23 protein-coding genes are annotated in these 21,508 nt (G+C 59.4%); 5 read left to right on the forward strand and 18 right to left on the reverse strand.

Features of this window, described 5'->3' with window-relative positions:
* Window positions 1–2: 2 nt before the first annotated feature.
* From rnc to rpoZ, 6 genes are all read right to left on the reverse strand, one after another.
* The gene (gene rnc / locus LH464_RS13015) at window positions 3–719 is read right to left on the reverse strand and encodes a ribonuclease III (RefSeq protein ID WP_226786813.1); all 717 of its coding nucleotides are present in this window, start codon (window positions 717–719) and stop codon (window positions 3–5) included.
* Complete coding sequence (lepB, locus tag LH464_RS13020) at window positions 720–1,466, reverse strand: signal peptidase I (protein WP_226786814.1); 747 nt, start codon at window positions 1,464–1,466, stop codon at window positions 720–722.
* A 73-nt stretch (window positions 1,467–1,539) separates the two neighbouring features.
* The gene (gene acpS / locus LH464_RS13025) at window positions 1,540–1,944 is read right to left on the reverse strand and encodes a holo-ACP synthase (RefSeq protein WP_226786815.1); all 405 of its coding nucleotides are present in this window, start codon (window positions 1,942–1,944) and stop codon (window positions 1,540–1,542) included.
* A gap of 191 nt (window positions 1,945–2,135) precedes the next feature.
* Complete coding sequence (locus LH464_RS13030) at window positions 2,136–2,288, reverse strand: DUF3563 family protein (RefSeq protein ID WP_226786816.1); 153 nt, start codon at window positions 2,286–2,288, stop codon at window positions 2,136–2,138.
* A gap of 140 nt (window positions 2,289–2,428) precedes the next feature.
* Complete coding sequence (locus LH464_RS13035; protein ID WP_226786817.1) at window positions 2,429–4,660, reverse strand: RelA/SpoT family protein; 2,232 nt, start codon at window positions 4,658–4,660, stop codon at window positions 2,429–2,431.
* Window positions 4,661–4,762: 102 nt separating this feature from the next.
* Window positions 4,763–5,164, reverse strand: coding sequence for a DNA-directed RNA polymerase subunit omega (gene rpoZ, locus LH464_RS13040; RefSeq protein WP_226786818.1), 402 nt, complete (start codon window positions 5,162–5,164; stop codon window positions 4,763–4,765).
* A 284-nt stretch (window positions 5,165–5,448) separates the two neighbouring features.
* Here rpoZ and LH464_RS13045 point away from each other — a divergent pair, with 284 nt between their 5' ends.
* Complete coding sequence (locus LH464_RS13045) at window positions 5,449–6,024, forward strand: LabA-like NYN domain-containing protein (RefSeq protein WP_226786819.1); 576 nt, start codon at window positions 5,449–5,451, stop codon at window positions 6,022–6,024.
* A gap of 53 nt (window positions 6,025–6,077) precedes the next feature.
* Here the strand turns inward: LH464_RS13045 and LH464_RS13050 are convergent, their stop codons facing one another.
* The 4 genes from LH464_RS13050 to dapA all read right to left on the reverse strand — a co-directional run bounded on the left by LH464_RS13050 (window position 6,078) and on the right by dapA (window position 8,765).
* Complete coding sequence (locus LH464_RS13050) at window positions 6,078–7,040, reverse strand: lysylphosphatidylglycerol synthase domain-containing protein (RefSeq protein ID WP_226786820.1); 963 nt, start codon at window positions 7,038–7,040, stop codon at window positions 6,078–6,080.
* Between the two features lie 73 nt (window positions 7,041–7,113).
* Window positions 7,114–7,239, reverse strand: coding sequence for a hypothetical protein (locus tag LH464_RS24555; RefSeq protein WP_255648365.1), 126 nt, complete (start codon window positions 7,237–7,239; stop codon window positions 7,114–7,116).
* A gap of 52 nt (window positions 7,240–7,291) precedes the next feature.
* Window positions 7,292–7,768 carry an SsrA-binding protein SmpB gene (gene smpB, locus LH464_RS13055; protein WP_226786821.1) on the reverse strand — a complete coding sequence of 159 codons (477 nt, stop codon included), beginning with the start codon at window positions 7,766–7,768 and terminating at the stop codon, window positions 7,292–7,294.
* Window positions 7,769–7,880: 112 nt separating this feature from the next.
* Window positions 7,881–8,765, reverse strand: coding sequence for a 4-hydroxy-tetrahydrodipicolinate synthase (gene dapA / locus LH464_RS13060; protein WP_226786822.1), 885 nt, complete (start codon window positions 8,763–8,765; stop codon window positions 7,881–7,883).
* A 223-nt stretch (window positions 8,766–8,988) separates the two neighbouring features.
* Here dapA and LH464_RS13065 point away from each other — a divergent pair, with 223 nt between their 5' ends.
* A complete protein-coding gene (locus LH464_RS13065) occupies window positions 8,989–11,100 on the forward strand; it encodes a lytic transglycosylase domain-containing protein (RefSeq protein ID WP_226786823.1) in 2,112 nt (703 codons plus the stop codon).
* Between the two features lie 170 nt (window positions 11,101–11,270).
* Here LH464_RS13065 and LH464_RS13070 read toward each other — a convergent pair whose 3' ends face one another.
* Window positions 11,271–12,266: a porin gene (locus LH464_RS13070; RefSeq protein WP_226786824.1), complete on the reverse strand. Its 996-nt coding sequence runs from the start codon at window positions 12,264–12,266 to the stop codon at window positions 11,271–11,273.
* Window positions 12,267–12,428: 162 nt separating this feature from the next.
* Entirely contained in the window at window positions 12,429–13,412 is a 984-nt protein-coding gene (locus tag LH464_RS13075) for a porin (RefSeq protein WP_226786825.1), read from the reverse strand.
* A gap of 539 nt (window positions 13,413–13,951) precedes the next feature.
* On the opposite strand from LH464_RS13075, the gene LH464_RS13080 reads away from it, so the two are divergent.
* Together LH464_RS13080 and LH464_RS13085 are read left to right on the forward strand one after the other, a co-directional pair.
* Complete coding sequence (locus LH464_RS13080; RefSeq protein ID WP_226786826.1) at window positions 13,952–14,647, forward strand: GntR family transcriptional regulator; 696 nt, start codon at window positions 13,952–13,954, stop codon at window positions 14,645–14,647.
* A gap of 191 nt (window positions 14,648–14,838) precedes the next feature.
* Window positions 14,839–15,801, forward strand: coding sequence for a dihydrodipicolinate synthase family protein (locus tag LH464_RS13085; RefSeq protein ID WP_226786827.1), 963 nt, complete (start codon window positions 14,839–14,841; stop codon window positions 15,799–15,801).
* Between the two features lie 139 nt (window positions 15,802–15,940).
* Here LH464_RS13085 and LH464_RS13090 read toward each other — a convergent pair whose 3' ends face one another.
* The 4 genes from LH464_RS13090 to LH464_RS13105 form a co-directional block, all read right to left on the reverse strand.
* Window positions 15,941–16,978, reverse strand: coding sequence for an Ldh family oxidoreductase (locus LH464_RS13090; RefSeq protein WP_226786828.1), 1,038 nt, complete (start codon window positions 16,976–16,978; stop codon window positions 15,941–15,943).
* Between the two features lie 173 nt (window positions 16,979–17,151).
* Window positions 17,152–18,141 (reverse strand): TRAP transporter substrate-binding protein, encoded by a 990-nt coding sequence (locus LH464_RS13095; RefSeq protein ID WP_226786829.1) that lies wholly within the window; start codon window positions 18,139–18,141, stop codon window positions 17,152–17,154.
* Between the two features lie 24 nt (window positions 18,142–18,165).
* A complete protein-coding gene (locus LH464_RS13100) occupies window positions 18,166–19,431 on the reverse strand; it encodes a TRAP transporter large permease (RefSeq protein ID WP_226786830.1) in 1,266 nt (421 codons plus the stop codon).
* Window positions 19,431–20,051: a TRAP transporter small permease gene (locus LH464_RS13105; protein WP_226786831.1), complete on the reverse strand. Its 621-nt coding sequence runs from the start codon at window positions 20,049–20,051 to the stop codon at window positions 19,431–19,433. The genes LH464_RS13100 and LH464_RS13105 overlap by 1 nt, the downstream gene beginning before the upstream one ends.
* A gap of 76 nt (window positions 20,052–20,127) precedes the next feature.
* Here LH464_RS13105 and LH464_RS13110 point away from each other — a divergent pair, with 76 nt between their 5' ends.
* Complete coding sequence (locus tag LH464_RS13110) at window positions 20,128–20,790, forward strand: GntR family transcriptional regulator (protein ID WP_226786832.1); 663 nt, start codon at window positions 20,128–20,130, stop codon at window positions 20,788–20,790.
* Between the two features lie 142 nt (window positions 20,791–20,932).
* Here the strand turns inward: LH464_RS13110 and LH464_RS13115 are convergent, their stop codons facing one another.
* Both LH464_RS13115 and LH464_RS13120 read right to left on the reverse strand, forming a co-directional pair.
* Window positions 20,933–21,166 carry a hypothetical protein gene (locus LH464_RS13115; RefSeq protein WP_226786833.1) on the reverse strand — a complete coding sequence of 78 codons (234 nt, stop codon included), beginning with the start codon at window positions 21,164–21,166 and terminating at the stop codon, window positions 20,933–20,935.
* A 100-nt stretch (window positions 21,167–21,266) separates the two neighbouring features.
* Complete coding sequence (locus LH464_RS13120; RefSeq protein ID WP_226786834.1) at window positions 21,267–21,491, reverse strand: hypothetical protein; 225 nt, start codon at window positions 21,489–21,491, stop codon at window positions 21,267–21,269.
* Window positions 21,492–21,508 lie beyond the last annotated feature (17 nt).

Consider the following 21,508-nt stretch of genomic DNA (forward strand, 5'->3'; position numbering starts at 1 on the left):
AATCAACCTTCGGCAGAATTTTTCTGCCATACGCGTTCGCGTTCGAGCATTTTCGTGGCGGCGACCTGTTCGGCAGCACGCTTGGAGCGATCAACGCCTGTCTCCGGCGCCACGCCCTTCACTTCCACGGTCACCGTGAAGCGCGGATCATGATCCGGCCCGGCACGGTCATCGATGCGGTAGGACGGGGTCAGGCCGAATTTGGCATGCGCCCATTCCTGCAGTTCTGTCTTTGCGTCACGCCGTGCACCGTCGGCTCGGGCGGCCCGTTCTTCCCAGTTGCGAAGGATGAAGATGCGGGCAGCTTCCAAACCACCATCGAGATATAGGGCAGCGATCATGCTTTCCACCACATCGGCGCGGACGTTCTGCATCCGTTTGTCCGTCAGCTTCTTCACATCCGAACCTGTACGAATGTAACGGTGAAGCTCCAGCTCGTCGGCGACCTGGGCACAGGTGTCCGCGCTTACCAACTGATTCAGGCGAACGGAAAGCTCGCCTTCGGCGGCCGTTCTGAACCTCTTGAACAGGAGTTCGGCAACGCAGAGACCGAGGACCCGATCGCCCAGAAATTCCAGGCGCTCATAGTTCGCGGCCTTGGCGGACCCGGTGCTGGCATGGGTCAGGGCACGGTCCAGCCATTGCTTGTCGACGAACTCGTAGCCAATCAACTGTTCGAGCTTGGACCTGTCCTCCGCCGATAGCGTCTTTGACTTCATTCAGTTGACACCCTTGAACAGGCGGTCCCAACGCATGTTGGCCGGCCACTTCCAGAACTCACGGAAGGACGTATCGTTACCGACGGAGAAGAAGATGACGCTAGCACGGCCGATCAGGTTTTCAGCGGGCACGAAGCCAACGTCGAAACGGCTGTCGAGGGAGTTGTCGCGATTATCGCCCATGAAGAAGTAGTGGCCCTCGGGAACGATGAATTCGCGGGTGTTGTCGCCGCGCGAATTTTCCACCTGGTCCAGCGTGTCGTAGCTCACGCCATTGTCGAGCGTCTCACGGAAGATCGGCACGTCGGCGCCCGGATCCAGCCGGTAGTCGGACGTGAACGTTCCGTTCGGCTGCCTCGGAATCGGCTGACCGTTGATTGAAAGCACGCCATCCGTCACCTGGATACGGTCGCCGGGCAGACCGACGACGCGCTTGATGTAGTCGATATCCGTATCGGTCGGCAGTCGGAAGACGATCACGTCCCCACGCTCCGGCTCGCTTCCGAAGATACGCCCCTCGAACAGGTCCGGCGAGAACGGCAAGGAATACTTGGAGTAGCCGTAGGAAAACTTGTTCACAAAGATGTAGTCGCCGACCAGCAGCGTCGGCATCATCGAGCCCGAGGGGATGGTGAAGGGCTGGAAGAAGACGGTGCGGATCACCATCGCCAGGAGCAAGGCCTGGATGATGACCTTTATATTTTCCCAAAGGGCGCTCTCGTGCTTCTTGTCGGCTCTATCTGACACGTGGGGTCTTTCTCTTCGGTCAACTCAAGTTGGTGCCGCTTCTCTAGACTTTTCGTCCAGCGGCGGCAATGGCTCAATCGGCCACGGGCAGCGCCTCGATTATCACGAAGGCCTGAGCATAGGGATATTCGTCGGTGATCGTCACGTGAATGACCGGATCGTGCTTGGCCGGCATCATAGACGCCAGTCGCTCGCCCGCCCCTCCGGTCAGGATCATAGTGGGTTTGCCGCCCGGAAGATTGACGACCCCCATGTCCTTCCAGAACACACCTTGCGCAAGGCCTGTCCCCAAGGCCTTCGAGCAGGCCTCCTTGGCCGCAAAGCGCTTCGCGTAGGACGCTGCGCGATTGCGGCGGCGATCCGACTTGGCTTTCTCGATTTCGGTAAAACAGCGGTCGGTGAACCGCTCGCCGAAGCGCTCAAGCGACTTTTCGATGCGGCGGATGTCTATAAGATCGCTACCCATGCCAATGATCACGGCCCCTCCTTCCGGGAGGGTCCCGGCGTCTTCGGATGCTTCATGGACATGAATTGAGCATTCCCTGACGTTACGTCAAGCTTCAAAGCTTGCGAGGCACGCTCATCAACGTTCAGGGTATCGTCCGGCGCGTACGCCGGAGACCAAATGCCGACCGGAATCCGGCCGGAAATTGCGAGCCGGCCTGAAGCTTAGAACCCGCGGCTGAACATGCCGCGGTCGATCTGCCGCTGACGGTATTCAAGGTCTACGCGATCAATTGCGCCGTTGAGGTAAGCAAGCTCGCGCTCCTGGATAGTCTGCCCACGGAGAGCGCGGGCGATCTTCTTTACAGGTCCAAACATTGTCGTATTCTTTCGTCTTCGATCTTTATTGCACTGCAGCAATATAAGATGTGCGGACGGGCTTTACCAACGCCGAGGATGCGAGCCTGCCCTGCTTGTGAAGCATGGCAGGTCGCATTTCATGCCCATAACGGAGGCAATCAGTCGTAGACGCGCTTCACAGTCGAGATGCAATCCAGCTCCTTCAGCTGCGTCAGCAGCTGGTTGAGCTGGCGAAGATCCCAGACCTCCACATCAAGCCCGATCTCCGAAAAGTCCGTGGCGACACGGCCCATGTCGAGATTGCGGATATTGATGTCCAGACCGGCGACCGTCTGGGCGACCGTCGCAAGAGTGCCCGGCTCATTCAGCGCGTTCATGAATATCCGCGCCATGAAGCGTGACTTGTTCTCGTCATCGAGATCCCAGCGCACGTCGATCCAGCGCTCCGGTTGATCGTCGAAGCGTTGCAGCGCCGGCGCCTGGATCGGGTAAATGGTAATTCCACTGCCATCCTCCACGATCCCGACAATGCGGTCACCAGGGACCGCGCCGCTTTGCGCGAAGGTCACCGGCACGTTTGCAGACAGCCCGCGGATCGGCAGCGGGCCTGCACCATCCGTTTCCATAGCGGCATGTTCACGCGCTTCAGCCGACCGGCCAGGAACGCGGAACATCATGCCCGAGACGCTGCGAACGTTGAACCAGCCCTCGTCCGCCGACGGCTTCACCGTGACGCGCTCGTCCTTATAGTCCGGATAGACCGCACGCATGACATCCAGCGACGAGAGTTCACCCCGACCAACGGCGGCAATGGCGTCTTCCACATCCTTCTGACCGAGACGATGAAGCGCCGGCTTCAGGCCCTCACGCGAGAAAACCTTGCCGGCCCGTTCGAACGTCCGCTCGAGTATCCGATAGCCGAGGCCGGCATATTGCTTGCGGATCGCCATGCGGGTCGCACGACGGATCGCTGCCCGCGCCTTGCCGGTTACGACGATCTCTTCCCAGGCAGCCGGCGGAACCTGAACGCCGGAACGGATGATCTCCACTTCGTCGCCATTGTTGAGGCGTGTCACGAGCGGCATGATCCGACCATTGATCTTTGCGCCGACGGTTGTGTCGCCGATATTGGTGTGGACGGCATAGGCGAAGTCGATCGGCGTGGCGCCGCGCGGAAGCGCGATCAGCTTGCCCTTCGGCGTGAAGCAGAAGACCTGATCCTGGAAAAGCTCGAGCTTCGTGTGCTCAAGGAATTCTTCCGGATTGTCACCCTCCGACAGCGCCTCGATCGTATGCCGCAGCCAGGAATAGGCGTTGGACTCCTTGGACAGGAGTTCAGCGCCCTCGCCACCCTCGCCATCCTTGTACAGCGTGTGCGCGGCGATACCGTATTCGGCAATCTCGTGCATCCGCTTGGTGCGAATCTGCAGCTCGATGCGCTGGCGGGAGGGGCCGACGATCGTCGTATGGATCGAGCGGTAGTCGTTCTGCTTCGGGGTGGAGATATAGTCCTTGAAGCGGCCTGGAACGACACGCCACCGCGTATGCACGATGCCGAGCGCTCGATAGCAGGACGGAATGTCGCCAACCAGGATGCGGAAGCCATAGACGTCCGACAGCTGCTCGAAGGAGAGCGACTTCGACTGCATCTTGCGAAAGACCGAGTACGGCTTTTTCTGCCGTCCCTTCACCATTGTGTCGAGAAGGCCGTTGGCGACAAGCAGGTCGCGCAACTCGTCCTCGATCTTCGTGATCAAACCTTCGTTGCGGGCGGACAGCTCGGCAAGCCGTTTGGTGACCGTCTCATACGCCTCGGGATTGAGGTAGCGGAAGGATAGTTCCTCCAGCTCGTCCCGCATGTCCTGCATACCCATGCGGCCGGCAAGCGGCGCGTAGATATCCATGGTCTCCTCGGAGATACGCGCCCGCTTTTCGGGGTTCATATGCTCCAGCGTACGCATGTTGTGCAGCCGGTCGGCAAGCTTGACGAGCAACACGCGCACATCGTCGGAGATGGCCAGAAGCAACTTGCGGAGGTTCTCCGCCTGCTTGGCCTTCTTGGTCACGAGATCGAGCCGCTTGAGCTTGGTCAATCCCTCGACCAGGCGCCCGATGTCTTCGCCGAAGATCTCATCGATCTCGGCGCGGGTCGCGGTGGTGTCCTCGATTGTGTCGTGAAGCAAGGCGACCGCAATTGTCGACTCGTCGAGATGCATGTCGGTGAGGATCGCCGCGACTTCCAGAGGGTGGGAAATATAGGGGTCGCCGCTGGCACGCTTTTGCTGTCCATGCTTTTGCATCGCATAGACATAGGCCTTGTTGAGCAGAGCTTCGTTGGCATCGCGCTTGTATTTCTGAACCCGCTCAACAAGCTCATATTGCCGCATCATGCCGGAAGTATTCCTCGCTTCGAAACAAAAAAGGCGCGCCAGTCGCAGACTGGCGCAGCCATCATAGTGCAGGCAATCTAATTCAGGCCAGACAATGAAGAATTAGTAATCGTCGCTTTTTTCCGGCGGGACAAGGCCTTCGATGCCAGCCAGGAGATCTTCTTCCGACATCTGGTCGAAAGTGACGGTCTCCGGCACATCTTCCTCGTCCGCGCCGCTTCCGGCACTTGCATTGGCGGCAACCAGGGAAGCCGGATCGGGCTCCGGCTCATCGATTTCCACATGCTTCTGCAGCGAGTGGATCAGGTCTTCCTTCAGGTCTTCCGGAGCAAGCGTCTCATCGGCGATTTCGCGAAGGGCGACGACCGGATTCTTGTCGTTGTCGCGGTCGATCGTTATCGACGCGCCCTGGGAGATCTGGCGTGCACGATGGCTGGCCAGAAGCACGAGCTCGAAGCGATTGTCGACTTTATCAATGCAATCTTCTACGGTGACACGGGCCATTGCCTGTCCTTTGCGGTCGTTATTTCCGGGAATCTACCCGCCCGATACAGCGATTGGGCACAGAATTCAAGTTTTTCCTGATCAGTCCGCCGGCGCATGAAACCACAGCACCTTTTCGGGAAGCGGGATTTCAACTGCAAGATGCTTGGATATTTGCGAATCGTGCCATACATGCAGCTACATGAATAGATGATAATGTACTGAAGATACTAGCGCTACAAGCTCAGGTTTTGATCTCGTGACGCCGCGCCTGCACGTCAGCACCAATCAAATGGACGGAAAACATGTTTGACCCCAGGGAGAAGATCGCACTCTTCATCGATGGCGCAAATCTTTATGCAGCTTCCAAGAGCCTTGGTTTCGACATTGATTATCGCAAGCTGCTCAAGGCCTTCCAGAAGCGCGGTTATTTGCTGCGAGCCTATTATTACACCGCATTGATCGAGGACCAGGAATATTCATCCATCCGCCCGCTGATCGATTGGCTCGACTACAACGGCTACAAGGTCGTAACCAAGCCGGCCAAGGAATTCACGGATTCGATGGGGCGCCGCAAGATCAAGGGCAACATGGATATCGAGCTTGCCATCGATGCCATGGAGCAATCGGAAACGGCAGACCATCTCGTCATCTTCTCAGGCGACGGCGACTTCACCACCCTGGTGGAGGCGCTGCAGCGTAAAGGGCGTAAAGTTTCGGTCATTTCCACGATGGCAACCCAGCCTCCCATGATCGCCGACGATCTCCGGCGGCAGGCAGATCACTTTATTGATCTCGTCTCATTGAAAGCGGAAATAGGCCGCGATCCGTCGGAAAGATCACCGCGCCCAACCGAACCGGTTGAAACGCCGGAGGGCTGATCATCGCCCCCTTGCCGAGCGCCGTCCTGAGCTGGCGGCGGCCAAGGAGAGCTTCAAGTCGCGGAGCCGGGCTCCGTGACCGAAGATGGCGAAGGTGACGACGCCTTGCGGGCACGGAAGACCGCTTCCGTTATCAGCGCAAGCGGAATGCCTATTGCCAGTGGGATGAAGAAGTAGATCACGCGGAACGCGACCAGCGATCCAATCGATGCCTGATCCCCCATCACATGGCGGACTGTTGCCTCAAGCACGCCAAGACCGCCCGGCACATGCGTGACGATGATCGCGACATTCCCCAGAACATAGGCCGTCGCGGCCTTGAGGTAGCTCACATCGGCCGTCGCGCCCATGACCTCCCGTAGCGCAGCAGCCACAAGCGCAAAGTTGGTTGTCCCGATCACGACCTGGGCGAGCGCAAGTCGCAGTGTTGGCATCTGGAAGGTCCATTTGCGGATACGCACTGGCGCGCGGGCAAACTTTGCCAGCGCCAGGTAGCCTGCGGTCAACAGCAGGCAGAGGATGCCAATGCCAAGCGCCGTCGCCTCGTTCAAACGGAACACTTGCGCCGCGTCGGCTGGGTTGAGGATCATCACGATGCCCGTCAGTACGGTCAAACCGATGCTGACGGTGACACCTGACAGAAGCACGATCTTTGCCACGTGTTCCGTGTTCAAGCCCCAATGGGCGTAGTAGCGATAGCGAAGAGCGCCGCTGCTCAGTCCGGCCAGGCCGACGCTCTGGCCTATCGACTGGGTGATGAAAGAGGCCAAGACGATCCTCGGATAGGCGAGATCCTTGCGGACATAGCGAATGCCCATCCAGTCGAATCCGGTCAGGCAAAGGTAGGAGCCTGCGGAAAATGCTATTGCGGCAAGCAGGTTGGCGGTCGGTATCTCCGCCACCGATGCGACGATATCGGACCAAGTATATTGGCTGAAGATATTCCAGAGAAGATAGGCCGCGAGACCAAGACCCAGGACGACCAGGCCGTAGGTCAATATCATTTTGCGATTCATGCGGGGCTCACCTGAGACTGTCGGCCTCAACGGCAGGAAAGGCTATTTGTTCCTCTTGCGGCAGCATGCGACGTCAATAGCCGGCAGCCGCCTTCGGGAATTTGCCGTTGGTGATCGACAGGTCGGTCACCCGATAGATGTGAAAGAGCCCCCAACCCGTATCCGTGTCGGCAACCTTCCATGCGCGGCTGCGCGGCATTCCCAAAGAACGGATATGCCGCGGAAAAGGTTTCCCCCAGAAGTGATTGGTCCTAGTGGGCTTTCAGCAGCCGGCTTTTCTCCCGGTTCCAATCGCGTTCCTTCTCGGTCTCGCGCTTGTCGTGAAGCTTCTTACCCTTGGCGAGCGCCAGTTCGAGCTTCGCCCTGCCCTTCTCGTTGAAATAGATCTTCAGCGGCACCAGCGTCATGCCTTCGCGGTTGATGCCGACGCGCAGTCGGTTGATCTCGCGCTTGCTCAACAGCAGTTTACGGCGGCGGCGCGGCTCGTGATTGAAGCGATTGGCCTGCAGATATTCCGGCAGATGCGAATTGATCAGCCAGATCTCTTCGCCTTCGTCCGAAGCGTAGGACTCAGCAATGTTGGCCTTGCCTTCCCGCAGCGACTTGACCTCTGTCCCCGTGAGAACGATGCCGGCCTCGTACGTATCCAGGATCTCGTAGTTGAAGCGTGCCTTGCGGTTCTCCGCTACAATCTTGCTCACCGTTCTCTGGCTACCTTTGGGGGCCATCTGTCATCCATCGCGCCCTTTGTTGATGTGTTCAATCCCCGCCCATGGGCCTTGGACGGGGTTTCCTTCATGTAATGCGCCGCCCTCATAAAGTGAAGCGGCAGCCGGAAGCCTAGTTGAGAAGACCTGCGTGGCGAAGCGCAGCATCAATGGCTTCCTCGGTCGCCGGCTCCAGCGTGGACAGAAGCGGCGAACGCACTGCCCGGCTCAGTCCCCGTGTCTTCGACAGACCGTATTTGGCACCACAGAGGCCCGGTTCGAGGAAGATCGCCTTGTGAAGAGGCATCAATCGATCCTGGTATTCGAGCGCGGCTGCATAGTCTCCGGCCAGTGTCGCGGCCTGGAACTCGGCGCACAGGCGTGGCGCGATGTTTGCAGTCACCGAGATACAGCCAATCCCGCCGTGCGCGTTGAAACCAAGCGCCGTTGCATCTTCGCCCGACAGCTGGATGAAATCCTTGCCGCAGGTGATACGTTGCTCGGAGACGCGCTCCAGCTTGCCCGTCGCATCCTTGACACCAGCGATGTTGGAATGTGCACTGGCGAGCGCACCCATGGTTTCCGGCGTCATATCGACAGCGGATCGCCCCGGGATGTTGTAGATAATGATCGGCGCCTTCACAGCCTCTGCAATGGCCGAAAAATGAGCGAACAGCCCCTTCTGGGTCGGCTTGTTGTAGTAGGGAGTGACGACCAGAAGCGCATCTGCCCCGGCCTTTTCCGCATGAACAGCCAACTCGATCGCTTCGCGGGTGTTGTTGGAGCCCGCACCGGCGATCACCGGAACCCGTTTGGCTGCAACCTCGATGCAAAGCTCAACGACGCGCTTGTGCTCGGCATGCGACAGCGTCGGTGACTCGCCCGTCGTGCCGACCGGCACCAGTCCGCTGCTGCCTTCCGCAATCTGCCACTCCACATGAGCGGCGAATGCCTTCTCGTCCACCGCGCCATCGGCGGTGAATGGCGTGACGAGCGCGGGCATCGATCCCTTGAACATGCATAACTCCCACCGGCCGGCAGTCCATGCTTCGGCCGTATTCCGTGATTAAGGTGGCGCACAATAGAGCGGTGGGAATGCGACGACAAGCGGATGCTGACGCGATTTCTGATGAAGGCCGCGGCGCCGAAAAGGCGTCTTTCCCAACCTTGGTAAGCTTTCGTTAATCATCGAAGCGGCTAATAGAAATGCGGGGTTCTGTCTACTTGTCGCGAGTCACCGGATGAAAAAGCCTGTGTTGTTGCTGACTGCCATCGGCCTTGGCTTGTCGAGTGCGTCTTCGCTTGCTGCGCCGTTGCCCGATGGCGGCGCGCCCCTTCCTTTTGTCAAACCCGACAGTCCTGCGGCGGCAACCTTTCCCATGCCGCTCGTCACCGGCACCATTCCTCGATCGGGGCGTCTTGCCCCTGCGCCAGTGCTGAAGGCCGGTCTTGACGCATTGTCCGACAATGATGCCAAGCGGGCGCTGGTCGTGCGCAACAGTCTGCCCGCAGGCTCGGTCGACCGACAGACGCTGACCTGGGCGCTTGCCTCGTCCGGCCTTTCCGGCATTTCCTCCACGGAAATTGCCGCAGCCCAGGAGGAGTTGAAGGACTGGCCCGGCCAAGACCAGCTCAGGACGCGTTTCGAGAGGGCCCTGTTCCGCGAAAATCCCGATGCGGCGACTGTTCTCGGCATTTTCACTGCCGCACCGCCCGAGACGCCCGAGGGCAGCTTCCTGCATGCCCGCGCACTTGGGGAGAGCGGCCGGTCCGATGAGGCCCTGCGCACGATCCGGGGCATCTGGGCTTCGGAACCGCTGGACACGGCGATGGAAAACCGGGTGCTGAAGGCGTTTGGTCCGCAACTGACGGCGCGCGACCACAAGGCCCGGATGGACTACCTGATGTATCGCAGCCGGGTGACGCAGGCGAAGCGTTTCGCCGATCTTGGCGAAGCGCAATCGCTCTACAAGGCCTGGACGACGCTCATTCGCGGGGCGAACAACGCGGAAGCGACGCTGAAGACGGTGGATGCCTCCTGGAAAAGCGACCCGGCCTATATCTTCCTGCAGGTCGAAAACCTTCGCCGGAAGGACAAATACCGCGAGGCGGCGGCCTTGCTGAATAAGGTACCGCGTGATGGAACCAAGCTCATCAATACATCGGAATGGTGGGATGAGCGGCGCATTGTGGCACGCGGACTGGCCGATCTGGGAGACTACAAGGCAGCCTACGCCGTGGTCTCTGCCCACTCCGCAACCAACCCCACCGATATCGCTGATGCCGAGTTTCACTCCGGCTGGTACGCGCTTCGCCACCTGAACGATCCGCAAAAGGCGCAAGGTCACTTCCGCCGCATCCTGGAAGCATCCAGCCGGCCAATTTCGGCTTCACGGGCCTGGTATTGGCTCGGACGCACTGCGGAAGCGACGAAGTCCGGCAATGCGCTGGAATACTACCAAAAGGCAGCCGAGTATTCCGGCGCATTCTATGGGCAGCTTGCAGCAGCACGCCTCGGTGTGACGTCGCTCCAAGTCGCACCACCGTCGCCCTCGGATGAAGACAGGCAAAACTACATTGGACGCGCACCGGTGGCGGCCATTGATCGGCTCGAGGCTGCCGGCCATGAAAAGCGGGCCGAAAGCCTGTTGCGAGCCCTGTCGGAAGATATCGCAAGCCCCGGAGAGCTAACGCTTCTCGTCGAGCGCGCCGAGCGGCGAAACAACCACAACCTGGCACTCTCCATGGGGAAGGCGGCGTTCGCAAAAGGGCGTAACGTGGCCGCACTTGCATTCCCGATCGGCGCCATACCGGCTGGCGCCAACATTGGCGGATCGGGCAAGGCTCTCGCCTACTCTATCGCCCGGCAGGAAAGCGCATTCAATCCGACGGCCGTTTCACCGGCAAATGCGCGGGGACTGCTGCAACTACTTCCCAGCACCGCCAAGGGCGTCGCCAAGCGCCACGGTCTGGCGTATGCGCCCGAAAAACTGACCACCGACCCCGCCTTCAATGCCACGCTCGGCGCGCATTATCTCGGCGAGCAGATCGATTCCTTCGGCGGATCATACGTTCTGACGTTCATCGCCTACAATGCCGGCCCTCGACGGGTCGGCGAATGGATCGAGCGTTATGGAGATCCACGCGGAAAGCCGATCGAAGAGGTCGTCGACTGGATCGAGCGCATCCCTTTTCCGGAAACGCGCAACTATGTCCAACGGATCATGGAGAACTACCAGGTCTACAAGACGCGCCTGGGCCAGAAGACGGACATCGTTGCCGATCTGAGGGTTGGCCGGCATCAAGCTCCGGCCCCCTCCCCGGATACGACGACGGACATGGCCGGGAACTAGTGCCCATGCTGGTCGCGCACCCGGCCTCCACTTTACGCAGTATGCCTTGGTCGCCGCCGCCTCCGACTCTCTAATTAGATCAAACTTTCACACGCTCACCGCGATTGCCGGTCTTCAGAAACAAAAAAAGCCCGGCATGTGCCGGGCTTTTTTGCATTGTTTCATGCGGATCAGAAATCGCGCTGGAGACGGAACAGGCCACCCCAGCTTTCCGTATCGTCATGGTAGGCGACGGAAACCTTCGTCGTCAGGTTTTCGACAACCGCGTAGTTCACGGTCGCGCCGGCAGCCCAATAGTCGTCGCCCGTAAAGCTGCCGTCAGCAGCTGCGGAGGACCAGAAGTACTGGAATTCCGGGATGACTTCGAACTTCTCGGTTGCCTTCCAGGCATATGCCGCAGCCACGGTCCATTCCGCACTCGAGTAGTACTCGTTCGGATTGGAAGAATAGATACCCGACAGGTAGAACGTGCCCGGACCGGCTTCGAGAGAACCAATAGCGCGAATTGCGCCTTCTTCTACGCCGAAGTCGTAGGAGCCGAGAAGTTCGGCACCGACCGGACCGACCGAAGCCTGAATAACAGCCTCAAGACCAAGTTCATTGTCGCTACCAGGGATGTCACTCTCTTGGATTTCGTCGAGCTGGATGCCAGCGGTGAAGGCGTCGCCCGTATAGATGTATGCAATCGAATTCAATCGGTTGGAACCGAGATCATCAAGCTCGCCCGGAAGGTCGTTGGCGTCCCACCAGTTCAGGTAGTTACCAGCCTTGAAGCCACCGAGCTGCAGGTAGGCTTCGTCCATGTAGAAATCGTCTTCCCCGGTCACCTGGTTCTGACCTTCGCCATGGATGGCGATGAAGCCGGTCAGTTCACCGAGCTCGGTGTCGCTCTTCGAGATCACCTCGAGACGACCGCGCGTAAAGGCGTCCCAATCGGAGCTGCCGGAAATGTCTTCACCGAAGTTGACTTCGAAACGAATGTAACCGCCCACCTTGAGGCAGGTTTCGGTGCCCGGAATATAGAAATAACCCGTGCCGAATGCGTCGCAAACGCGAACGTATTCCATCGGCTCAGGCTCAGCAGCGATGATGGCGTCGGCGGCTTGAGCGCCGGATACTGCTGCGAGCGCGGCAGCGGAGCCGAGAAGAAGGCTCTTGATGTTCATGTGAATTCTCCAGTCGGATCGAAGCTATGGCGCCCGCCTGAATAGCGGAAACCAAAAGAGGTCGCTTAGCGACCTTTCTCCACCAGTTCCCGTGATATGGTCTGCCCGACCACTTCCATAAAGAAATTCCCCCGGCACGCCGGGGGAATTCCAGATCAGCAATTAGAAGGAGCGCTGAAGACGGACGAAACCGTCCCAGAACTCGTCAGCGCCGTCACGGTCGTTGTAGTTCGCGGTAACCTTGACAGCCATGCCTTCGGTGACTGCGTAGTCAACCGTCAGGCCAGCGCGCCAAGCATCGTCACCCGAGAAGAGGAAGTTGTCGAAGTACTGAACACCAGGAGTGATGGTGAACTTTTCAGTCGCCTTGAAGGCGTACGAAGCAGCAATCGTCCACTCAGCGCCGCTGTAGTAGTAGTTCACGTCGCTTGCCCAGATACCTGCAGCCTGCAGGGTGCCTGGACCAACTTCAGCCGAAACGAGTGCGCGGATTGCACCTTCTTCAGCGTCGAAGTCGTACGAACCGAGCAGGTCGATGGAAGCAGCACCGAACGAAGCGGTTACGATAGCTTCGAGACCGAGGTCGTTGTCGCTGCCAGGAACAACGCTTTCCTGGATTTCGTCAAGCTGGATGCCGGCGGTGAAGGCGTCGCCCGTGTAGATGTAGGCGATCGAGTTCTGGCGGCTGCCACCGATCTGGTCGGTTTCGCCGTTGATGCCCTTATCCCACCAGTTCAGGTAGTTACCAGCCTTGAAGCCACCGAGCTGCAGGTAGACTTCGTCCATGTAGAAGTTGTCTTCACCAGTGAACTGGTTGTCGGACTGACCATGGATGGCGATGAAGCCGGTCAGTTCGCCGAGTTCGGTGTCCGACTTCGAAACAACTTCGAGACGACCACGCGTGAAGGCATTCCAGTCGCGAGCGCCATCGAGATTGGTTGCGTTAACCTGGAAACGAACGTAACCACCAACCTTGAGGCAGGTTTCCGTGCCCGGGATGTAGAAGTAGCCAGTGCCGAATGCGTCGCAAACGCGAACGTATTCCATCGGCTCGGGCTCAGCAGCGATGATTGCATCGGCAGCCTGTGCGCCGGATACTGCTGCGAGGGCAGCAGCGGAGCCGAGAAGAAGGCTCTTGATGTTCATTTTTGACCTCCAGTCAAAGTTTCGTATGGGTCTGGGTTCTTTTGCTGAAGGACAGCTTTCCCTGCCCCATCCCCGTCGATTTCCAGAAGACGGACGATCCACCGCCTCGCTTCCGAGAGTGAAAATACAAGACGGGCCTGCCCATGCAATCGGGAACTTGAGGGAACACACATTCCCATGCCTGCTTACGGCGATCCTGTTGCTGAAAGGACACAAATGTGGCGACCGGGGGCCCGAAAGGTTTACGCTTGATTAAGAAGTGACTGAATTGCAGCGACTTAGCCGCCTCCACAAAGGCCCGATCCACGTATCGCAAGGCCGATTCTTGCCGGATTCGTGCCGCAATGCCCGCATGCACCTTATAATGGGAACATCGGCCGGCGATGGCGGCGCACGCGACGAGACCGGCAAGCAGAACTGCCACGTCACGATTCGGCACGAATCTCCCTCGAGAGATTCGCCTGCTGATTCCGTCATCCCGCGTCGGTGGATTCCCATCGGCAAACGCATTATTGGTTCGGTCAGCGAGAGGCGCAGGCATGACGGAAAAGACAATCAGGGAACGCAAGCGGGGATCCGGCGCGCAGCTCGTCTACGAGACCCTGCGTGAAGAGATCCTGGATCTGGCCCTGGCACCCGGCACTCCGATCGACGAAAACCAGCTGGCCGAGCGGCTCGCGATGTCACGGACCCCAATTCGGGAGGCGCTGGTACGGCTCGCCGGCGAGGGCCTGGTAACCCAGTTGCCGAACCGCTCGACGGTCGTCGCCAATATCGACTTCTTCAATCTCCATACATTCTTCGACGCGCTTACTCTTATGTACCGTGTCACGACGCGGCTCGCCGGCGAATTCCACACCGCCCAAGACATACAGTCGATCCGCGCAAGGCAGAGGGAGTTTGCCCGCGCCGTCGAAGGACAGGATGCGCTGGCGATGATCGCCACCAACAGGGAATTCCATGCCGCGATCGCAGAGGCAGGCCGGAACCCCTACTTCACCGGCCTCTTCTGCCGGCTTCTCGATGAGGGGCAGCGGATATTGAGGATCTACTACTCGTCGTTCAACGACCAACTCCCGCATCGCTACGTGGTGGAGCACGAGCAGATCATCGCCGCCATCGAGGCGCGCGACGTCAACACCTGCGACCGGCTCGCAACCGCACACGCGGAGCAGATCGTGCAGCAGATCCAGAGCATGATTTCGCGGGGCGTGAGCCACAACATGCCCCTTTAGATCAAGGACAAAGACCCGCAGGACGACGTTGCGGCGAAATCCGGGATCCTTGCCGGTGGATATCGTCCGGTCACCTCACGTAGGCCGATGAATTTCTGTCGACAAAGAGAATACATGATGTAGAATAATCTCAATTCGGGCTGGCTGGATGCCGCCCGTTCATTGCTAACGCAGTTCAATGGAGATGACCGATGGCTTCCCAAATCTTCTCAGGTTGCATTCCCGCACTCATGACACCGTGCAAGGATGATCGCACCCCAGACTTCGACGCGCTGGTCCGCAAGGCAAAGCAGCTTCTGGATACCGGAATGTCGGCGGTCGTCTATTGCGGATCCATGGGCGACTGGCCGCTCCTGACCGACGAGCAGCGCATGGAAGGCATCAAGCGCCTCGTGAAGGCCGGAATTCCGGTCATTGTCGGCACCGGTGCGGTCAACACCAAGCAGGCCGTTGCCCATGCCGCCCACGCACAGAAGGTGGGCGCCCAGGGATTGATGGTCATTCCCCGCGTTCTGTCGCGCGGCTCTGTCATTTCCGCGCAGAAGGCCCATTTCAAAGCAATCCTGTCGGCCGCTCCGGATCTGCCTGCCGTCATCTACAACAGCCCCTACTACGGCTTCGCAACCCGCGCCGACCTGTTCTTTGCGCTGCGCGCCGAACATCCCAATCTGGTTGGCTTCAAGGAATTCGGCGGTCCTGCCGACATGCGTTATGCAGCCGAGAACCTCACCAGCCGCGACGACGGAGTGACGTTGATGATTGGCGTCGATACGGCCGTATTCCACGGCTTCGTCAACTGCGGCGCAACGGGTGCGATCACCGGCATCGGCAACGTATTGCCCAAGGAAGTGCTGCACATGTGCAACCTTTCAAAGGCGGCCGCAAAGGGTGATGCCGAAGCCCGTCGCCTCGCGCTTGAACTGGAAGCAGCGCTGGCGGTGCTCTCCTCCTTCGACGAAGGCCCGGACCTCGTGCTGTTCTTCAAGCACATGATGGTTCTCAAGGGCGATCGTGAATACACGCTTCATTTCAACGAGACCGACGAACTTGCCGCCAGCCAGCGCGGCTATGTCGAGACCCAGCTCGCCCTGTTCGATCAGTGGTATGCCAGCTGGAGCGGGTCGCTGCAGCCTGCATACAAAATGGCGGCCTAGCGCATCGATCCGAAACCGAAATCGGTTTCGGAAAGTACCGGACGCAGGCTCCAGCATTACAGCGTCGTTGACGCCGCGCCATCCATGGCGCGGCGCTCAAAGCGCCGCCACCTTTCGCCGTCCTTCCAACTTGGGGCGGTCAGTCGACGGACCCAAGTCCCATCTGGCGCAACCTTTCAAGCTGCTCCATTTCCGCCGCCGTGAGTTCGATGCCGTCGGACATCGATTTCGCCCGTGCATTGAACCGTCTTTGTGACGGCAGGCGGGCGCCCTGCCCTGCGATCGCCTCGAACAGAACTTCCGCCCGATCGAGCGGATTGCCGCGGCGCTGACCCGAGAAGCGGGCCGGATCGAAGGCGATGATCAATTCCCCATGATGCGGCGAAAGCGTCGTCGTTCCCAGATAATCCAGAACTTCCGGGCTCGTCAGATCGCCGAGCATCGTACCGGCGAGCAATTCGATCATCGTCGAGATCGCAGAGCCCTTGTGTCCGCCAAACGGCAGCATGGCTCCGGCAAGCGCCTGTTCCGGGCTGGTGGTAGGGTTTCCATCGCCGTCCAGGGCCCAACCTTCCGGGAGCTCCTTACCGGCGCGCCGATGCAGCTCGATCTCGCCTCGGGCGGCAACACTGGTGGCAAAATCGAAGACGTAGGGCGAATTTCCGTTGCGGGGCCAGCCAAACGCCAGCGGATTGGTACCGAGCAACGGCTCGCTGCCTCCAGCCGGAGCGACGGTCGCATAGCTCGGGCACATCGCAATCACCGCCAGGCCATGTTCGGTCGCAGCCTCCACCTCCGGCCACAAAGCCGAAAAATGCGTGCAGCCATTGATGACCAGAGCCGCCAGGCCGAGCTCCTTCGCTCGTTCGGCGAGTGCTGGAATGCCTACCTCATGGGCGGCATTTGCAAATCCGCTCTTGGCATCGACACGCACGATTGCACTGTCATCGACCTCAAGGACAGGCACTGCATCCGGCACGACCTTGCCAGCCTTTATCGTTCGCAGGCAGCCTTCGATTCGGTAGATGCCATGCGACTTGCAACCGTCGCGCTCGCCGGCAACGATGACGCGGGCCACGGCCGCCGCCTGCTGCCGGCTGCAGCCGGCATTGATGAAGATCGTTTCGACCCGTTCCAGCAGCGCAGGGACGGACAGGATGGATTTATTCTCGGTCATGACTACTCCGTATTCGACACGCTCGGACCGGAGCGATGCAACGCCAGCCTAGCGGCTGGAAGTGTGCTCGACCAGTGCTTCAAACGTGGACATGAAAAGGCCCGCGGATGCGGCATGATGCAACATCGCGGGCCAGTCGTGGATGCCGCTCCGCGGCGGAGCGGCAAGAAGAATCAGAGGCTAGCGCCCACCTTGCGGAGATCAGCGAGGATCGGAGCTTTCGGTAGCCAGATCTTGTCGTAGGCGTCGATGATCTTGCCGGCGTCCGCCACTTGCACATCCTTGATCGTGATGGCCTTGCCGAACTCCTCGAGCAGCTTTGCTTCGTTTGCGACAATCGCATCGATCTGCTCGTCCAGAGCGGTCTTTGTCAGGCGCGTGATCAGTTCACGATCGGCTTCCGGCATCGCCTGCCAGACTCGGCCCGAGGCCAGCGCGACGCACGGCATGAAGATCGCATTCATCTTCAGCATGGTCTTGGAGACCTTGTCAAAGCGCTGGTTCCAAGAGAAATCGAGGTCGGCTTCCAGACCGTCCACCTGGCCGTTCGACATGGCATCGAACACAGCCGGCGTCGGGATCGGCGTCGGTGCCGCACCGAGAAGCTCGTAGAAATCCTTGTAGGCCGGCGTCGTGTTGATGCGCAGCTTCATGCCATTGATATCTTCGAGGCCAGAAATCTCCTTCGCCGTGAAGACGACACGCATCGTGGTGATGCCCCATGCAAGCCCGATCGTGCCGGTTTCGGCCGGAAGAACCTTGAGGAGATCCATTGCGATTGGCTCACGAACCAGTTTCGCGACCTTGGCTGTCGAATCCACCACCCAGGGAGCGTTGATGGCCGCGATAGATGGAATGCGCGACCCAAGTTCCGCTGTCATGATCCAGCCCAGATCGAGCGAACCGGCCTGCATCTGCTGCATCATGGCGGCCTCGGTGCCGAGCTGGTTCGCCGGGAACACGGCAAGCTCCAGACGGCCATTACTTTCCGCCTTCAGCATCTCGCCGACCTTCAGTGCGGCGTTGTTCCACGGATGGCCGGGAGGTGTGGTGATGCCGAGGCGCAAGGTCCTGCTTTCCTGGGCACGTACGATGGACGGCGCGCTGAGAACAGCGGCACCGGCGGAGGCACTGAGAAGAAGGTTTCTGCGGGTTATGTTCATTGTTCTATCCTCTGGAGTTGTCGGTTATCCGGCAAAGTAGGTGGAGAGCTGGGGGAAGATCGAAAGCAGCACAAGCAGGACGCAGGATGCGACGAAGAACGGCAGCGTCACCAGGAACATCTTGCCCGGCTTGGCGCCGGTCACGGCCGAGGCCACGAAGAAGCAGAGGCCGACCGGCGGCGTCAGAAAGCCGAGAACGAGGTTGACGACGACCACGACGCCGAAATGGATCGGATCGATGCCATAGACTTCGGTGGCGATCGGTAGGAGGATCGGCACCGTCATAATCAGGCCGGGCGCGCCGTCGATCACCGTGCCGATGACCAGGAGGATGATGTTGACGAGCAGCATGAAGGTGATCGGGTCGGACGCCACTGTCTGCACCCAGGCCGCGACCTTCTGCGGCACCATGCCGTAGACAAGCACCCAGGAGAACACGGCGGCGGCGGCCACCAGGAAAAGGACGACGGCGGAATAGATGCCCGACTTGAGCAACATCTTCGGCACGTCCGAATAGGAAAGGTCGCCGATCCAGTAACGACCGACCACAAATGCTGCCACGACACCAACGGCGGCAGCTTCGGTGGGATTGGCGATACCAGCCAGAATGGAGCCGACGATGATGATGGGGATGGAAAGCGTTGGAAGCGCATTGAGCACGATCTTCCCACGCTCCCGAAGCGTCCACTGCTCACCCCTGGGGTAATCGTAGACGAAGCCCATCAATGCGATCACGATGCAGAAGATCAGCGTCAACAGGATCCCCGGTATCATTCCAGCCATCAGCATGTCCGCCACCGGAACCTGGGCGAGAACGCTGTAGACGACGAACATGATCGACGGCGGAATGATCGGCCCAAGCATGCCGGCATAGGCGGTGAGACCTGCGGCAAACGTCTTGTCGTAGCCCTTCTTCTCCATCTCCGGCACCATCATTTGCGCCATGATGGCAACCTGCGCGGTTGCGGACCCAAGGATGGAGGAGACGAACATGTTGGCGAAGAGGTTTACATAGGCAAGTCCGCCACGCATGGCGCCTATGAAGGCCATCGTCATGTCGATGATCCGGCGGGTAATGCCGCCACCGTTCATGACCTCGCCGATCAGCACAAACAGCGGAATGGAGATCAGACCGTAGTTGTCGACTCCCCCGAACAGTTGAACCGGCAGGCTCTCGAAAAGCAGAATGTTCCCTGTGTCGAGGATGTAGACCATGCTGACCAGCATCAGGCACAGTCCGATCGGAACACCGATCAGCATCACGAACAGAAATGCAGAAGTGGTCACCATCAGTTTACGCCTTCCGCATGGCTGAAGTCAGGTCGAACCTTCACCGGCGCCAGGCCGAGATCTTCGAGAAAATTCGCAAGTCCGTGGATGAGCATGCTGACCGCAAAGATCGGAATGACCATGCTGACCGCCCAGGTTGGCCAACGAAGCGTCTGGGTCTGCTCTGTGTAGAGAAAGTTGAAGGTAGCGCCGGCATAGGCTTTGGCATCGAAACCCGCAGCGGCGATGCCGAGCGGATCCATCCAGCGCCAGCACATGACGCCCAGCGCAAGAGCGAAGGCCGTGCCGAACAAGCTCGCAAAAGCCTTCATCCGGCGGGCGTTGGATACGGAAAGCTTGTCGGCGAGCAATGTGACCGAAAAATCCAGCCGCAGCCGGGTTAGTGCCGACGCGCCGATAAAGGCCAGCCATACCATGGCATAAACGGCAGCCTCATCGACCCAGTAAAGCGGCATGCCCGTGTAACGGGTGACGACATTCAGGAGAATGAGTCCGAGCACCAGCGCCATCAGCAGACTGACGAGCACCTTCTCACAGGCAAGCACGGCTTCGGAGAGCCCCACGACGAGCCGGACGGGCGCCAACGGCCTACCCCCAGGTGAAGACGACACGAGATCCATTCACGTTCCCTTGTTTTTTTATAAAGTAGATTTTATACATTTTTGGAGTCAATGCCCCCTAAGAGGTTTTTTATCGATGCGCCCAAAGCCGTCCCTCAAGCACCGGACCCTCTCAGGCGCTCTGCTTGAGGAAATCCGCCAAGGGATATTGTCCGGCCGCTATGAAGCCGGGACGCAGTTGCGCCAGGATGCATTGGCGGAATCCTTCGGGGTAAGCCGCATTCCCATCCGGGAGGCCCTTTTCCAGCTGGAGGCAGAGGGGCTGGTGAAGATCATGCCGCAAAAGGGGGCAGTGGTTTCGGACCTCTCACGGGACGAGATCGACGATGTCTTCGAACTGCGCATCCTGCTGGAGCCGCGCCTATTGCTGGCATCGGCCCCAAAACTGAGCGATGAAGACTTCGAGCGCATAACCGCCAAGCACGAGGATTACGTCCGGGCCATCTCGTCGAATGTCGTGAACGAGTACGGGAGATTGAACGCGGAGTTGCATATGGCAATGTACCATCATGCAGATATGCCGCGAACGCAGCAGATCGTGGCCTCGCTGCTGCAGACGAGCGACCGATACACGCGCATTCAGCTATCCAATCCAGCGGCGATGCAGCGTGCCATGTCGGAACATGCCGAACTCATCCAGCTCTGCCGCTCCGGCCGATTCGAACGCGCCGGCCGGTTCCTGGCGGAGCACGTAGCCGCTGTCCGGGACGATCTCGTCAACACCCTCAGCGTGGCATGACCCGGCCCCGGCCTTCCAATCAGCGATCGAGATAGGTGATCGCCGCAACTCTTCTCCTCAATCCTGAGGACGAAACCATGAAGAACGCCAGCCGAATGACCGGCTGGCGTTCTTCTGCGGTGACTGTCGGAATCCCCCAGCCTTACTGATCCCGACTGGCACCCGGATAGTAGTCTCCGCGATCGACGGTCCAATGGGTCGGCATGTGGCGAGGCGTCGGCGAACCGATGCTGCCCGTCATCAGCGGATCTGCGTGAAACCGTGTGGTTGCTGATCCAGCGCCTTCGTAATATTCGCCTTCCGCTGCAGATGCGGCCGTGCCGATAGACATTGCGGCAACGAGGGCGGCTGCAAGTGTGTTCATGGTGATGGTCATGATCTGTCCCTTTCCCTGTGTGAGATCGGCACAATGGTTGCGACCTGTGCTCGATCGGTGTCTTGAATTGAGTGGTTTTCTTCTCAGCAGGGCGACCGGGTTAGCGAGCGCCCTGTTTATCATTCAGTTTACGGTTGTCCCGGGATGTCGGCTTGCGCGTCAATTCAGGGTGTTTCCAGCCGACGCCGCCAGTCACGACTTGGTCGACAGGAAAGAGTACGGCCATCGGCTGGGCGCCTTGATAGTATTCGCCCTCGGTGGCAGATGCTGCGCCGCTGATCGCGAGGGTCGCGAAGAGCATTGCAGTGTTCAGTTTCTCTCGCATATTCATCTCCCTTCAGT

Origin of the sequence: Pseudorhizobium xiangyangii (genome assembly GCF_020531965.1) — a bacterium.
Taxonomy (GTDB): Bacteria; Pseudomonadota; Alphaproteobacteria; order Rhizobiales; family Rhizobiaceae; genus Neorhizobium; species Neorhizobium xiangyangii.

Excerpts from the sequence above, each read along its gene's own strand:
- rnc (WP_226786813.1), bottom strand. The coding sequence starts at position 719 with ATGAAGTCAAAGACGCTATCGGCGGAGGACAGGTCCAAGCTCGAACAG.
- LH464_RS13030 (WP_226786816.1), bottom strand. The coding sequence starts at position 2,288 with ATGTTTGGACCTGTAAAGAAGATCGCCCGCGCTCTCCGTGGGCAGACT.
- LH464_RS13035 (WP_226786817.1), bottom strand. The coding sequence starts at position 4,660 with ATGATGCGGCAATATGAGCTTGTTGAGCGGGTTCAGAAATACAAGCGC.
- rpoZ (WP_226786818.1), bottom strand. The coding sequence starts at position 5,164 with ATGGCCCGTGTCACCGTAGAAGATTGCATTGATAAAGTCGACAATCGC.
- LH464_RS13045 (WP_226786819.1), top strand. The coding sequence starts at position 5,449 with ATGTTTGACCCCAGGGAGAAGATCGCACTCTTCATCGATGGCGCAAAT.
- LH464_RS13050 (WP_226786820.1), bottom strand. The coding sequence starts at position 7,040 with ATGAATCGCAAAATGATATTGACCTACGGCCTGGTCGTCCTGGGTCTT.
- LH464_RS24555 (WP_255648365.1), bottom strand. The coding sequence starts at position 7,239 with ATGCCGCGCAGCCGCGCATGGAAGGTTGCCGACACGGATACGGGTTGG.
- smpB (WP_226786821.1), bottom strand. The coding sequence starts at position 7,768 with ATGGCCCCCAAAGGTAGCCAGAGAACGGTGAGCAAGATTGTAGCGGAG.
- dapA (WP_226786822.1), bottom strand. The coding sequence starts at position 8,765 with ATGTTCAAGGGATCGATGCCCGCGCTCGTCACGCCATTCACCGCCGAT.
- LH464_RS13065 (WP_226786823.1), top strand. The coding sequence starts at position 8,989 with ATGAAAAAGCCTGTGTTGTTGCTGACTGCCATCGGCCTTGGCTTGTCG.
- LH464_RS13070 (WP_226786824.1), bottom strand. The coding sequence starts at position 12,266 with ATGAACATCAAGAGCCTTCTTCTCGGCTCCGCTGCCGCGCTCGCAGCA.
- LH464_RS13075 (WP_226786825.1), bottom strand. The coding sequence starts at position 13,412 with ATGAACATCAAGAGCCTTCTTCTCGGCTCCGCTGCTGCCCTCGCAGCA.
- LH464_RS13080 (WP_226786826.1), top strand. The coding sequence starts at position 13,952 with ATGACGGAAAAGACAATCAGGGAACGCAAGCGGGGATCCGGCGCGCAG.
- LH464_RS13085 (WP_226786827.1), top strand. The coding sequence starts at position 14,839 with ATGGCTTCCCAAATCTTCTCAGGTTGCATTCCCGCACTCATGACACCG.
- LH464_RS13090 (WP_226786828.1), bottom strand. The coding sequence starts at position 16,978 with ATGACCGAGAATAAATCCATCCTGTCCGTCCCTGCGCTGCTGGAACGG.
- LH464_RS13095 (WP_226786829.1), bottom strand. The coding sequence starts at position 18,141 with ATGAACATAACCCGCAGAAACCTTCTTCTCAGTGCCTCCGCCGGTGCC.
- LH464_RS13100 (WP_226786830.1), bottom strand. The coding sequence starts at position 19,431 with ATGGTGACCACTTCTGCATTTCTGTTCGTGATGCTGATCGGTGTTCCG.
- LH464_RS13105 (WP_226786831.1), bottom strand. The coding sequence starts at position 20,051 with ATGGATCTCGTGTCGTCTTCACCTGGGGGTAGGCCGTTGGCGCCCGTC.
- LH464_RS13110 (WP_226786832.1), top strand. The coding sequence starts at position 20,128 with ATGCGCCCAAAGCCGTCCCTCAAGCACCGGACCCTCTCAGGCGCTCTG.
- LH464_RS13115 (WP_226786833.1), bottom strand. The coding sequence starts at position 21,166 with ATGACCATCACCATGAACACACTTGCAGCCGCCCTCGTTGCCGCAATG.
- LH464_RS13120 (WP_226786834.1), bottom strand. The coding sequence starts at position 21,491 with ATGCGAGAGAAACTGAACACTGCAATGCTCTTCGCGACCCTCGCGATC.